Consider the following 13,844-nt stretch of genomic DNA (forward strand, 5'->3'; position numbering starts at 1 on the left):
TTGCTCCACCGTACGAGGCGCGGGGACGCGGTGGCCGGGGCTGGACACGACGGGCGTCGCGCGTGTGGCCTCGGGGGGCGCGGCGCAACGGGGGCAGACACGGCGGCGGGGGAGCGTTAGCGTCGGGGCATGGCATCCCCCCGCATCACGCTGACCGTGCCGGGCCCCCAGGGTGAGCGCGAGGTGGGCATCTCGAACCCCGACCGCGTGCTGTGGCCCGAGGTGGGCATCACCAAGCGCGAGCTCGCCGAGTATCTCATCGCCGTCGCCGACCCCTTCATCGCCGCCAACGGGCATCGGCCGGTCTCGCTCGAGCGGTTTCCCGAGGGCGTCGGGGGTGAGGCGTTCTTCTCGAAGAACCCGCCGAAGGGCGCGCCGGCTTTCGTCGAGGCGGTGACGGTCACGTACAACAGCGGGCGGCGGCATCCGCAGCTCTTTCTGGGCGAGATCGCGTCGGCGGTGTGGGCCGCGCAGATGAACACGATCGTGTTCCACCCGTGGGCCTCTCTCGCGACGGATGCCGATCACCCCGTCGAGCTGCGCATCGACCTCGATCCTCAGCCCGGCACCGGCATCGCCGAGGCCGTGACCGCGGCGCACGAGCTACGGACCGTGCTGCGCGAGGCGGGGCTGGAGGCGTGGATCAAGACCAGCGGCAACCGCGGCCTGCACGTGTTCTGCCCGATCGAGCCGACGCACGAATTCCTCGACGTCCGGCACGCGGTGATCGCCGCGGCGCGGGAGCTCGAGAGGCGGATGCCGGATGCCGTCACCACCAGCTGGTGGAAAGAGGAGCGCGGGAAGCGCATCTTCGTCGACTTCAACCAGGCGAACCGCGATCGCACCATGGCGGGGGCGTATTCGCCGCGGGCGCTTCCGACCGCGACGGTGTCGACACCGCTCGCATGGGACGAACTCGACGGCGTCGACCCGCTCGCCTTCACGGTGCGCTCGGTGCCCGAGCGGTTGGCATCCGTCGGTGATCCGTGGCAGGGGTTCGCCGCCCAGCCGGGGCGCATCGACACGTTGCTGGAGTGGTGGCGGCGCGACGTCGAGAACGGGCTGGGGGAGCTGCCGTTCCCGCCCGAGTTCCCGAAGATGCCGGGGGAGCCGCCGCGGGTGCAGCCCTCGCGGGCGAAGAACCCGGCGTCGTAGGCGCGGGCGCCGGGGCGGGGCGAGGCGCGGGGCCCGGGCGCGAGGCGCGGGTGCGCGCCCGGTCGCGAGGTGGAGCGGGCGCGGGCCCGGTCGCGAGGTGGAGCGGCGTCACGAAAACAGGGGATGCGACGAGGACAGGGGGATTCCTCGCGGAACGTCCTGTTCTCGGCGACGTGGCCTGTTCTGGTGGCAGGGGAGTGAGGCGTCGGTCTGGCTCGGTCGGGGGCGAGCGGGAGGCGGACGTGGATCGGCTTCACGACAACATGGGATGCCGCGAGGACAGGGGAATTCGGCGCGGAACGTCCTGTTCTCGGCGACGTGGCCTGTTCTGGTGGCAGGGGAGCGAGGCGTCGGGCGACCCGGCGCCGGCCGTGCAACGGCGAACACGCCGGCCGCCCCCGTGCGAGACGGACCTCAGTCCAGGACGTCGCCGAGGTCGTACGACGCCACCGCGTCGAGCTGCGAGAAGGTGCACGAGCGGGGGTCGCGGTCGGGGCGCCACCGGTCGAACTGCACCGTGTGGCGGAAGCGCATGCCCTCGAGCTGGTCGTACCGCACCTCGAGCACACGCTCGGGGCGGAGACGGACGAACGACACGTCTTTCGACGCCGAGAAGCGAGAGCGGTCGGTCTCGCCGGTGACGGCGGCGCCGTCGTCGTCGCGCTCGACGTACGGCTCGAGCTCGTCGATCAGCTCGCGGCGGCGCTTGTCGGTGAAGGCGGACGCGCCCCCGACGCCGTGCAGTCGGCCGTCGTCGTCGTAGAGCCCGAGCAGCAGTGAACCCACGCCGTCGCCGGACTTGTGGATGCGGTAGCCGAGCAGGACGACGTCAGCCGTACGGGCGTGCTTGACCTTGAACATCGTGCGCTTGTTCGGCGCGTACGGCTGCGCGAGGGGCTTGGCGATCACGCCGTCGAGCCCGGCGCCCTCGAACTCGGCGAGCCACCGGCGGGCGAGGTCGGGATCGTCGGTCGTGCGGGTGACGTGCACGGGGTGGGGGACGTCGCCGAGCAGATCGACGAGCTGCGCCCGTCTCTCGGCGAAGGGCTCACCTTGCAGGTCGCGCTCGCCTCGGGCGAGCAGGTCGAAGGCGATGAACATCGCCGGGGTCTCTTCGGCCAGCATGTTCACCCGGGATGCCGCGGGGTGGATGCGCTGCGACAGCGACTCCCAGTCGAGCCGCTGAGCGCCCGCCTCCCCGCGTGCCACGACGACCTCGCCGTCGATGAGACAGGGTCCGGGCAGCAGTCGGGCGAACGCCTCGACCAGCTCGGGGAAGTACCGGGTGAGGGGCTTGGCGCCCCGGCTGCCGATCTCGACGTCGGTGCCGTCCCATGACACCAGGGCGCGGAAGCCGTCCCACTTGGGCTCGTAGCTGAAACCCCCGGCGACCTTGGCGTGGTCGGGCACCTCGGGCACCGACTTCGCCAGCATCGGCGCGGGGATGTCGTGCGGCACGGTCGTCAGCCTTCGTCGCCCGAGAGGGGCACGGGGTTCGAGCGCTTCTTGCGTCGCGCCCACTCGGCGGGCTTGTCGTCGCCGTTCCACACAGTGATGATGCCCCACACGACCGCGGTGAGCGGCACCGCCAGAAGGGTGCCCAGGATGCCGCCGATCGCCGTTCCGCCGGCGAGCACGACCAGGACGACGAACGAGTGCAGCTTCATCGAGCGGCCCATGAGCACCGGCTGCAGGAAGTTGCCCTCGAGCTGGTTCACGAGAACGACGATGCCGACGACGATCAGCGCCACGACCCACCCGTTGGTGACGAGCGCCACCAGGGCGGCCAGGATGCCGGCGGTGACCGCTCCGACGATCGGGATGAACGCGAGCAGGAACACGAGCACCGCGAGCGGCAGCGCCAGGGGCACCTGCAGGATCGCGAGGCCGATGCCGATGCCGATGGCGTCGACGGCGGCGACCGAGGCGGTGCCGCGGATGTACGCGCCGAGGACGGTCACCGTCTTGTCGCCGATGCGGCGACCGCGCTCGTAGTCGCTGCCGCGGAGGGGCCGCAGGACGAACTCCCACATGCGGGGGCCGTCCTTGAGGAAGAAGAAGAGGATGACGACCATCAGCACGAAGCCGGTCAGGAACGACGCGACGGCGCTGACCCCGGCGAGGGCGCCGCTGCCGAACTGCGCGCTCGTGACGAAGTCGGTGACGCCCTGCACGGCCTGGTCGATCTGATCGGGAGAGATCGCGAACGGCAGGGTGTGGTACCAGTCCTGGGCCTTCTGGAAGCCCTCGACGGCCTGCGTGCTCAGGGTGTCCCACTGGTTGATCACGGCGTTGACGACGAGCCACCCGAGCGCACTCAGCACCAGGACCACCGCGAGCAGCGTCAGCACGGTCGCGAGCACCGCGGGCACGCCCTTGCGGCGCATCCACATGGTGAACGGTCCGAATGCCGACGCGAAGATCAGCGCGAGGACGAGGGGGATGATGACGAGCGAGACCTGACGGATGCCCCAGATCAGTCCCGCGACGAGCACCACGACGATGATGATCTGCACGGCGCGGATAGCCAGTCGACCGAAACCGTCGGCCCACAGGCTCTTCGGCGGCGGTTGGATGGCCTCGGCGACCGAGGCGATGGCGTCGCGCGGCGCGGGATGACGAGAGAACAGGCCCATGCGCTCACCGTATCGGCAGCGTCCGACATCGTCCGCGCGGGTTGCGCCCCTCGCTCCCGCGGATTAGCCCCCGGGCGGAGCCGCTTCCCCTCCAGACCGCACACCGATGTCGAAACCGCATGCTCTCGTCGACGATCGCGTGCGGTCTCGGCCATCGCGTGCGGTGTGGGCACGAGAGGCGTCTCGACGCACCCCGCCGGGAACCACCCCGCGCCGCGACGCCGCGACCCACCCCGCGCCAGGGCCCACCGCGCGCCGGGGGCATGGCATCCGGGATCAGACGAAGGCGCTCATGCCCGTGATGTCGCGACCGAGCAGGAGCGCCTGAACGCTCTCGGTCCCCTCGTACGTATGGATCGCCTCGATGTCGGCCATGTGCTGCATGACGCCGTTCTCGAGCAGGATGCCGTTGCCGCCCAGCAGGTCGCGCGCGATCTGCGCCACGCGACGAGCGGCGCGGGTGTTGTGGTACTTCGCGAGAGACGCCTGCGTGGGTCGCAGCCCGCCGGCGGTCTCGAGGTCGGCGAGGCGGCGGCAGTACAGCTGCATCGCGGTCAGCTCGTCGAGCATCTGCGTGAGCCGCTCCTGCACCATCTGGAACTTCGCGAGCGGCTTGCCGAACTGCGTGCGCTCGGTGGCGTAGGTGCGGGCGATCTCGTAGCAGGCCGTCGCGTGACCGAGTGCCGACCAGGCGACACCCGAGCGCGTGGCGAACAGGACGACCGAGGCGTCCTTGAAGGTGTGCGTTCCCGGCAAGACGGCGTCTTCGGGCAGGCGCACGTCATCCATCGCGATGTGGGCCTGGTGGATGCCGCGCAGCGACACCTTTCCGGTGATGACGGTGCCCACGTAGCCCGGGGTGTCCTGCTCGACCAGGAAGCAGCGCACGTCGTTGTGGTCGTCAGCGCCCTCGTCGTCGACGCGCGCCCACACGAAGGTGATGCCGCCGGATGCGCCGTTGCCGATCCACTTCTTCGTCCCGCTCAGCGACCACCCGTCGGCGGTGCGCGTCGCGGTGGTCTCGAGCGAGACGGAGTCCGAGCCGTGGTCGGGTTCGGTCAGCGCGAAGGCTCCCGGGACGCTGCCGTCGGCGAGCGGCTTCAGCCACCGCTGCTGCTGCGCGGGCGAGCCGTAGAAGGCGAGCGTGCGCAGCGCGAGTCCGCCCTGCACGGCGAGGGCCGTGGCGAGGGAGCCGTCGTGGCGCGAGATCTCCATGTTGACCAGGCCCGCGGCCAGGGGCGAGGTGTGCGGGAGTTCGTCGTGCTCGATGCCGTCGGTGAACAGCTCGAGCTCCCCCATGCGCTGCAGCAGTTCGACGGGGTAGGTCGCGGCATCCCATTCGCCCTGCATGCGGGTGCCGACCTCGTCGGCGAACGCCTTGGCGCGGTCCCAGATCGCGCGGTCGGCGTCGGGGATGTCGGCGAACACCGCGTAGTAGTCGGTGTCGCGGCGGCCCAGCAGGTCGTAGTGGGCGATGCGCTCGCCGGGGAGCGCGCGGGCATCGGCGTCGATGGTCATGGTCCCCAGTATCGCGCATAGTGGTACTCGGTGTCACGCCCCCGGCTGCGTCGGGGGCGGATTCCCGGATGCCGCCCGCGGACGCGTTCGAATGTCCAGAACACCCGGACGGTTTCGCCGCGCGTCCGGGTGTTGCGGACACTCGGAAGCGGCGAGACGGACGCGGCCCGGCGGGCGCGTCCCCCGGCCCTCGAGTGTCCACGAAACGCCGCGCGCACCGCTCCCGCCGCGGCGTGTTGTGGACACTCGCAGGCGGCGAGACGGACGCGGCCCGGCGGGCGCGACCTCCGGCCCTCGAGTGTCCACGACACGCCGCCCGCACCCCTCCCTCCGCGGCGTGTCATGGACACTCAACCCAGGGTGGCGCGGGGCGAGGCGGGCCCGACGACGCGCGCGCAGACGCCCCGGGGCTACTCGCCGAGCGAAGCGCGCAGGCGGCGCGTGACCTCGGCGGCCGGCATCCGCCGCGGAAAGGCCGCCACGATCAGGTCGTCTCCGGCCGCGGCGTCTCCGCCGGGGTGCACCCCGTAACGACGCAGGGCGTCGTCGAGCGCGCGCCGCAGAACGGATGCCGGCACCCGGGCGCCGCGCATCAGCCGGCGCAGCACGTGGTTGTGCACCGCGGTGACGAGGGCGGCGAAGCCGACGGCATCCAAGGGGTCGAGGCCGGGAAGAGCCTCGCGAAGGTACTCGTCGAAGAGGCGTTCGTAGCGGAACACCGTGACGATCTCGCGGTCGCGCAGGCCCGGGATCTCGCGCACGATCTTGTACCGCCGGCGTGCGAGTTCGGGGTCGGCGGCGAAGTGGCGGAACACCCGCACCGATGCCTCGCACACCGCGGCCCACGGGTCGTCGTGCGGCTGCGACAGGAACGCGCGCGTCTCGGCGAGGAGCACCTCGTGGTCGGCGAAGACGACGTCTTCTTTACCGCCGAACTGCCGGAAGAACGTCGAACGCGACACCCCCGCCGCCTGGGCGATCTGCTCGACCGAGGTCTGGTCGTAGCCGTGCTGGACGAACAGGTCGATCGCGGCGGCCACCACCGCCGTGCGGCTGGAGGGGGCGGCGCTGTCGGTCACGAGCAGAGCCTATCGACGCGGACACCCGCGACGAGGGCGATCCGCACGCTCCGGTAGACGATCGTGACCGACGGGGCAAGCGGATGCCACGGCACGGACGCCCGCGGTGGGATGGACGCATGACCTCCTCGCTGTGGACCCGCGACCACCCGTCCGTCGACACCACCCCGTTCGAGGCGGGCGCGCACCACGACGTCGTCATCGTCGGCGCCGGCCTGACGGGACTGTCGACCGCGGTGATGCTCGCCGAGGCCGGCGTCGGCGTCGCCGTGGTCGAGGCCGGTGAGGTGGGCAGCGGGGCATCCGGAGCGTCGGTGGGGATGGCATCCCTTCTGCAGGGGACGACCCTGGCATCCCTGCGCCGTCACCACCCCGCCGCCCTGGTGCGCGCGTACGTGGATGCCAACCGCGCCGGTCTCGACTGGCTCGCCGAGCGCGCGGGGGCGACGGCCGACCGCCGCACGGCGTTCACCTTCGGTCGGGGCCTGGCCTCGGACCCCGCGCTCGACGCCGTCCGCGACGCCGCGCGCGAGGCGGGACTCGACGTCCGCACCGACGACCCGGGCGATCTGGGCGGACGCACCCCGGTCCGCGCGATCGCCCTCGACGACCAATTGGCCCTCGACCCGGCCGCGCTGGTGTCGACGCTCGCGAAGGCCGCCGTCGCCGCGGGGGCGGTGCTGCACACCGGCGTCCGCGTCACCGACGTGCACGCGCTGCCCACCGGTCGCGTCGAGACGCCCCACGGCTCGCTGCGCGGCGACACGGTCGTGCTCGCCACCGGCACGCCGATCACCCGCCGCGGCCTGTACGACCTCAAGACCCGCGCTCTGCGCTCGTGGGCGATCGCCTTCGCGCTGGAGGGGGATGCCGAGGCCCCCGGCGGCATGTGGAGCGAGGTCGGCGCCGAGGGGCGCAGCGTCGTCGCCGCGCCGTCGTCGCTCGGGCGTCCGGCGCTGATCGTGACCGGGGCACGGCATCCCGTCGGATCCGCGCGATCCGAGGTCGCGCTCGCCGAGGGACTGGCCGCGTGGGCGCGCCGGACGCTGCCCGTGGGGGCCGAGATCGCGCGGTGGTCGGGGCAGGACTACCAGTCGCACAACCTGGTCCCCTTCGTCGGGGGGATGCCGCGGGGCCTCGGCCGCCTGCGCTTCGCGACCGGGTACGCCGGTTGGGGCATGACGAACGCGCCGGCCGCGGCGATGCGCCTGAGCGACGAGATTCGCGGCGTCGCGCGGGCGAAGCGCCCGGAATGGATGCGCACGATCGGCACGCGGCTGACGGTGCCCGCCGACCTCGGCCGGGGGATCGGCGAGGCGACCCGGCGGGCCGGGGTGGCCGCGGGTGCGCTCGCCGCCGCGGCTCCGGCACCGGTGAAGCGCCCCGCCGAGGGCGCCGGTGTCGTCTCGCGCCAGGGGCTGCGGACGGCGGCGGTGTCGACGATCGACGGGCGCACCCGCGCGATCGTGGCCCCCGCACCGCTGACGTGGAACGACGCTGAGCGGTCGTGGGACAGCCCCGTCGACGGTTCGCGCTTCGCGCCCGACGGCACGCGGCTCGAGGGCGCGGCATCCGCCGATCTGGGCGTGCGCTGACCCGCGCGCCGGTCAGCTCTTCGCGCCGGTGAGCGCGAGCGCGCCGCCCAGGCCGATCATCATCAGCCCGCCCGTGCCCGACAGGGTCGACAGGCGCTTCGGCGACCCGGCGAACCACGTGCGCGCGGTCCCCGCGGCGAGGGCCCAGACCGAGTCGCAGATCACGGCGAGCACCTGGAAGATCAGGCCCAGCATCAGCAGCTGCAGCCAGACGGCTCCCTCGTGCGGGTCGACGAACTGGGGCAGCACGGCGACGAAGAACGCGATCGTCTTGGGGTTGGTCACACCGACCACGAAGCCCTGGCGCAGCAGCGTCCACCGCGAGGCGGGCGCGCGTGAGGGCCCGGCCGCGTGGTCGCGGCGGTGACGGATGGCCTGGATGCCGAGCCACACGAGGTACGCGGCCCCGACGACCTTGAGTACGGTGAACGCGACGATCGACGACGCCACGAGGGCGCCGACGCCGAAGGCCGTGGCGAGGATCGCGGGGATGTTGCCGATCGAGTTGCCCAGCACGCTCAGCAGCCCGGCGCGGCGTCCGAGCGCGATGGAGCGACCGATCACGAAGAGCACGCCCGGTCCCGGGATGACGATCAGCACGATCGACGCGGCGATGAACGCCAGGAGGGACTCGAGGGGAGGCACGCGTGAACTGTACAGCCGCCACGGCATGGCCGGGAGCTCCGCCGCCTCAGGCCGGGACGGCCTCGCGCGCGAGCAGCTCGGTGATCCGGCCGACGCACCCGCCGCAGCCGGTGCCGGCGCGGGTGGCCGCTTTCACACAGGCGACGGTGGGTTCTGCGGCCGAGGCGGCCTCGCGGATCGCCCCGGCGCTCACGCCGTTGCACCAGCAGACGGTGGCGTCCGCGGCGAAGGGGTCGGAGACGACGGCCATACCCGCGTCGGGCGCGTCGAGCCGCAGCAGCGACGAGCGGTCGGCGGGCAGCTCCGAGCCGCGTTCGAACAGCAGGGTCAGCTCCGCGCCGGTGCGCGGCATCCCGACCGAGACGAAACCGGTCAGCACGCCGTCGACGGTCGAGAGCTTGACGTACGTGCCGCGGGCCGGGTCGGCCCAGACCGTGACCTGGGGGCCGTGGCATCCGGGTGCGTGCGAGAAGGGATCGGCGTCGACGTCGCCCGCGGCGACCACGTCGATGCCCTCGGCCTTGAGCATGACCACACCGGGGCGTTCGACGGGCACCGGCCCGTCGACCCCGGACGACAGCAGCGCCGCGAGGCGGTCGGCCTGCCGCCAGCCCGGTCCGACGAGTCCGCTCGGTCCACCCGGCACCCGCCCGTCGGGGCCGGCGTCGGCGGGGTCGGCGACGTGCGCGCAGTCGCCGATGGCGAAGACGTCGGGGTCGGTCCACGAGCGCGACGCCGCGTCGACGAGGACGCCGGTCGAGGTCGCCAATCCGCAGAGGGATGCCACCTCGGTCCGCGCCGCGACCCCGCACGACAGCACGAGCAGGTCGCCCGCCAGCACGCTCCCGTCGGCGCAGACCAGGCCGTCGAACCAGGCCTGGCCGTGGTCGTCGTGACGCTGGACGATGCTCTCGGCGCGGGCGTGGTGCCGCATCTCGACGCCGAGGGCGGCGGCGGTGTGAGCGAGCACCCGTCCGCCGTTCTCGTCGAGCGTGCGATTCATCGGCGCCGCCGAGTGGTACGCCACGACCACCTGCGCTCCCGCTTCGGCGGCGGCGAGGGCCAGCTCCATGCCGAGCACACCGGCGCCGAGCACGACGATGCGCTGTCCGGCCGAGACCGCCGCGCGCACGAGTTCGGCGTCGGCGAGGTCGCGCAGCGCGACGACACCGCGCGGCAGGGGCGACGCTCCCTGGTCGAGAGCGGTCGGCTCGGCCGGTCGCGCCGAGCGGTGGCGCTGCGCGCGCTCGAGACCGGCCAGGGTCGGGACGTTCGCGCGCGCTCCCGTCGCCAGCACGAGACGGTCGTAGGGGATCCGGATGCCATCGTGCAGCCGAACGACCCGCGAACCGCGGTCGACGCCGACCACCGTCGTCCCGAGAGCGAACCGCACCCCGGCCTCTTCCGCGATCGCGCGACCCGCCAGGTCGAGGCCGTCCCGCTTCATGCGTCCCACGGCATATTCGGCCAGCAGCACCCGGTTGTACACGTCGTGGCTCTCGGCCCCGACGACGGTCAGGTCGATCCGCCCGTCGCGGACGGCGGGCAGCAGCCCCTCGACCAGCCGCGCCCCTACGGGTCCGTAGCCCACCAGCACCACACGCTCAGACATGGATCTCCTCCTCGGCGGGGGTGGGGGCGACCGGCGCCACCCGCACCCGCGTGCGCTTGAACTCGGGCATCGCCGAGGTCGGGTCGACGAGCGCCTCGGTCAGACGGTTGGCGCAGCCCTCGCCCGCGTAGTGGAACGGCAGAAAGACGGTGTCGTGCCGGATCTCGGTCGTCACGTTCGCCCGGGCGCGCACGGTTCCGCGCTCGTTCGCCACCGCCACGAGGGTGCCCTCGCGGATGCCCAAACGAGAGGCCGTCGCGGGGTGGATCTCGAGCCGCGCCTCGGGCCGAGCGCCGTGCAGCTCGGTCACTCGTCGGGTCTGCGTCCCGGACTGGTACTGCTGCAGGTAGCGCCCGGTGGTGAGGGTCAGGTCGCCGCCCCGGTCGGTCGGCGCCGGGGGAGCGGCATCCACGGGAATCAGGCGCGCGCGCCCGTCGGGGTGCGCGAAGCGCTCGGCGAAGGGGCGCGGGGTGCTCGACGAGCGGTACGGCCAGTACGCCTCGACGCCCGTGTCGAGCAGCGCGTGCGACAGGCCGGAATAGTCGGCGACCCCGCCCTCGGACGCCCGGGCCAGTTCGTCGAACACGTCGGCCGGCTCCGTCGACCAGGTGGATGCCGCGCCCAGCCGCCGCGCGATCTCGGCCATGATCCACAGCTCGCTGCGGGCGCCGTCGGGTCCGGGCAGCGCCTGCCGGCGGCGGATCACGCGGCCCTCGAGGGAGGTCATCGTCCCCTCCTCTTCGGCCCACTGCAGAACCGGCAGCACGATCTCGGCGAGCTCGGCGGTCTCGCTGAGGAAGAAGTCGCACACGATGAGGGTGTCGAGAGCTTCAAGCCCCGCGCGCACGGCCTCGACGTCAGGGGCGGAGACGACGACGTTCGATCCGGCGACCAGCAGCGTCTTCACGGGCCCGCCCAGTTCGCCGAGTAGGGCGGTGGCGGGGATGCCGGCATCCGGGATCTGTTCGGGATCGATGCCCCACACCCCGGCGACGTGCCGACGCGCCTCGGGGTCGCGGATCGAGCGGTAGCCGGGCAGTTGGTCGGCCTTCTGCCCGTGCTCGCGTCCGCCCTGGCCGTTGCCCTGCCCGGTGAGGGTGCCGTAGCCCGAGCCCTGGCGGCCGACGAGTCCGAGCACCAGCGCGAGGTTGATCGCGGCGGTCGCGGTGGCGGTGCCGTCGACGTGCTGTTCGACGCCGCGTCCGGTGAGGATGTACGTGCGGCCGGCGGCGAGGCGGCGTGCGGTCTCGCGCAGCTGTGCGACGGGGATGCCGGTGGTCGCCGAGGTCCGCTCGGGCCACCACGACGCGACCGATCGGCGGACGGCGTCGTAGCCCGTCGTGCGCTCCTCTATATAGGCGTGGTCGGCGAGACCCTCGGCCAGGACGATCTGGGTGAGGCCGAGCAGCAGCGGCAGATCGGTGCCGGGGGCGGGCTGCAGGTGGGTGCCCGCCCCGTCCTCGGTCAGGCGCGCGGTCGCCGAGCGACGGGGATCGACGACGATCAGCCCGCCCGCGGCGCGGGCTCCGGCGAGGTGCGCGAGGAACGGCGGCATGGTCGCGGCGACGTTCGAGCCGAGCAGCAGAATCGTTCGGGCGTCGTCGAGGTCGGTCACCGGGAAGGGCAGGCCCCGGTCCATCCCGAGCGCGCGGTTCGATGCCGCCGCCGCCGACGACATGCAGAACCGGCCGTTGTAGTCGATGCGCGAGGTGCCGAGCGCGACCCGGGCGAACTTGCCGAGCTGGTACGCCTTCTCGTTGGTCAGTCCGCCGCCGCCGAAGATCGCGTTGGCGTCGGGTCCGTGCGTGGTTCGCGTGTCGCGGAACGCGGCGGCGACGGCATCCAGCGCTTCGTCCCAGGTGGTCTCGGCGAGGGTGCCGTCGTCTTGGCGGAGGAGTGGCATCCGGAGTCGGTGGGGGGATGCCAGAAGCTCCGCCGACGTCCAGCCCTTGGCGCAGAGTCCTCCCCGGTTGGTGGGGAAGTCACGGCCGGTGACCGTGGTGGTGCCCTCGTGGCTCACGGTCATGGCGCACTGCAGCGCGCAGTAGGGGCAGTGGGTGTCGGCGGAGCTCATGGACATCAGATGCGGGTGCCGGTCTTCTTCGACATCCGCAGGTAGACGCCGGCGGTGAGGGCGAGGAAGGCGACGTACGCCAGGGCGAACCAGCCGAGCGCCGGGGTGTACGAGCCGAACGTCGTCTTCGAGAAGCCGAGCAGCTGCGGGATGAAGAACCCGCCGTACGCACCGATCGCCGAGATCAGGCCGAGGGCCGCGGCGGCCTTGCGCTGCGCGCCGATCCCGCCGTTGGCGCGCAGGGTGAAGATCGTCGGGATCATGCGGTACGTCGAACCGTTGCCCATGCCGGCGGCGGCGAACAGCACCAGGAAGCACAGCAGGAACACCGCGAAGTTCTGCATCGGCAGGGTCAGGATGACTCCCAGGATGCCGAGCCCCATCACCGTGAACGCGCCCATCGTGATGACGGTTCCGCCGAAGCGGTCGGCGAGCTTTCCGCCGTAGGGGCGGGCGAGCGAACCGACGAGCGCACCCAGGAACGCGAGGGTGACGGTCGCCGTGCCGATGGTGAAGCCCTTGAAGTCGGGGAACGTGTCGGCGAGCAGCTTGGGGAAGACGCCGGCGAAGCCGATGAACGAGCCGAAGGTGCCGATGTAGAGGACGGCCATGACCCACAGGTGCGGTTCTTTGAGAGCGGCGAGGGATGCCGTCATGTCGGCCTTGGCGCTGGAGAGGTTGTCCATGCGGAGGTACGCGCCGACCATTGCGACGATGATGAGCGGCACCCAGATGAGGCCCGCGAGCGGCAGGTTGAGGGTGGCGGCGGCACCGACCGTGATCACGATCGGGACGACGAACTGCGCGACCGAGGCGCCGAGGTTGCCGCCGGCGGCGTTGAGTCCGAGCGCGTAACCCTTCTGCGCGGCCGGGTAGAAGAAGGTGATGTTCGCCATGGAGCTGGCGAAGTTGCCGCCACCGAAGCCGGCGAAGGCGGCGATCAGCAGCAGCAGGCCGAAGGGAGTCTGCGGGTTGCTGACCGCGATGGCGAGGCCGATGCTCGGGATGAGCAAAAGGCCGGCGGAGACGATGGTCCAGTTGCGGCCACCGAAGCGGGGAACCATGAACGTGTAGGGGATGCGCAGCGTCGCGCCCACCAGGCTCGGCATGGAGATGAGCCAGAAGATCTCACCGGTGGAGAGCTGGAAGCCCGCCGCCGGCAGCGAGACGACGACGACCGACCACAGCTGCCAGACGACGAACCCGAGGAACTCGGCGAAGATGGACCACCGCAGGTTGCGGGAGGCGATGGCCTTGCCCACGCTGTTCCACTGCTCCGCGTTCTCGGGGTTCCAGTTGTCGATCCAGCGGCCGGGGCGGCGTTCCAGCGCTGCGGCTTCTGTTGCGGGCGGCGCCGTTGCGGCTTCGGGGCGCGGGTCGGTGACGGTCACGGAGTCCTCCATGGGCGATACGGGGGAGGTGCAGCGCCCCGCATGGGTGGGGCGTGATCGTCAGCGTAGGGAGGAGGGATTACCCGCGACCGCGTCGTCGGGGGCAGGGAGGTAACGGTTGTTTCACCCCCGGCGGGGG

10 protein-coding genes are annotated in these 13,844 nt (G+C 72.3%); 2 read left to right on the top strand and 8 right to left on the bottom strand.

Translation table 11 applies throughout. From position 1 onward, the window contains the following. The first annotated feature begins 129 nt into the window (after positions 1 to 129). Positions 130 to 1,155 carry a non-homologous end-joining DNA ligase gene (gene ligD / locus DBR36_RS12175; protein ID WP_108319748.1) on the top strand — a complete coding sequence of 342 codons (1,026 nt, stop codon included), beginning with the start codon at positions 130 to 132 and terminating at the stop codon, positions 1,153 to 1,155. A gap of 414 nt (positions 1,156 to 1,569) precedes the next feature. Here the strand turns inward: ligD and DBR36_RS12180 are convergent, their stop codons facing one another. The 4 genes from DBR36_RS12180 to DBR36_RS12195 all read right to left on the bottom strand — a co-directional run bounded on the left by DBR36_RS12180 (position 1,570) and on the right by DBR36_RS12195 (position 6,388). After that, complete coding sequence (locus DBR36_RS12180; RefSeq protein ID WP_258222775.1) at positions 1,570 to 2,613, bottom strand: ATP-dependent DNA ligase; 1,044 nt, start codon at positions 2,611 to 2,613, stop codon at positions 1,570 to 1,572. Between the two features lie 5 nt (positions 2,614 to 2,618). After that, entirely contained in the window at positions 2,619 to 3,791 is a 1,173-nt protein-coding gene (locus DBR36_RS12185) for an AI-2E family transporter (RefSeq protein WP_108319750.1), read from the bottom strand. A gap of 276 nt (positions 3,792 to 4,067) precedes the next feature. Next, positions 4,068 to 5,309, bottom strand: coding sequence for an acyl-CoA dehydrogenase family protein (locus DBR36_RS12190; protein WP_108319752.1), 1,242 nt, complete (start codon positions 5,307 to 5,309; stop codon positions 4,068 to 4,070). Positions 5,310 to 5,719: 410 nt separating this feature from the next. Then, positions 5,720 to 6,388, bottom strand: a complete 669-nt coding sequence (locus tag DBR36_RS12195) for a TetR/AcrR family transcriptional regulator (RefSeq protein ID WP_108319754.1) — start codon at positions 6,386 to 6,388, stop codon at positions 5,720 to 5,722. Between the two features lie 119 nt (positions 6,389 to 6,507). Here DBR36_RS12195 and DBR36_RS12200 point away from each other — a divergent pair, with 119 nt between their 5' ends. Continuing rightward, positions 6,508 to 7,983: an FAD-dependent oxidoreductase gene (locus DBR36_RS12200; protein ID WP_108319756.1), complete on the top strand. Its 1,476-nt coding sequence runs from the start codon at positions 6,508 to 6,510 to the stop codon at positions 7,981 to 7,983. Positions 7,984 to 7,995: 12 nt separating this feature from the next. On the opposite strand, the gene DBR36_RS12205 is transcribed toward DBR36_RS12200, so the two are convergent. From DBR36_RS12205 to DBR36_RS12220, 4 genes are read right to left on the bottom strand one after another with little or no spacing between them, the layout of a single operon-like run. Then, positions 7,996 to 8,628, bottom strand: coding sequence for a LysE family translocator (locus DBR36_RS12205; RefSeq protein ID WP_108319764.1), 633 nt, complete (start codon positions 8,626 to 8,628; stop codon positions 7,996 to 7,998). A 46-nt stretch (positions 8,629 to 8,674) separates the two neighbouring features. After that, positions 8,675 to 10,240, bottom strand: coding sequence for an FAD-dependent oxidoreductase (locus DBR36_RS12210; RefSeq protein WP_108319758.1), 1,566 nt, complete (start codon positions 10,238 to 10,240; stop codon positions 8,675 to 8,677). Next, on the bottom strand, positions 10,233 to 12,314 hold the full coding sequence (locus DBR36_RS12215) for a molybdopterin oxidoreductase family protein (RefSeq protein ID WP_108319766.1): 2,082 nt from the start codon (positions 12,312 to 12,314) through the stop codon (positions 10,233 to 10,235). The genes DBR36_RS12210 and DBR36_RS12215 overlap by 8 nt, the downstream gene beginning before the upstream one ends. Before the next feature lie 5 nt (positions 12,315 to 12,319). After that, positions 12,320 to 13,717 (bottom strand): MFS transporter, encoded by a 1,398-nt coding sequence (locus tag DBR36_RS12220; protein WP_108319760.1) that lies wholly within the window; start codon positions 13,715 to 13,717, stop codon positions 12,320 to 12,322. Between the last annotated feature and the right edge of the window lie 127 nt (positions 13,718 to 13,844).

The sequence above is a fragment of the Microbacterium sp. HMWF026 genome (assembly GCF_003061325.1).
GTDB classification, from domain to species: Bacteria; Actinomycetota; Actinomycetes; order Actinomycetales; family Microbacteriaceae; genus Microbacterium; species Microbacterium testaceum_E.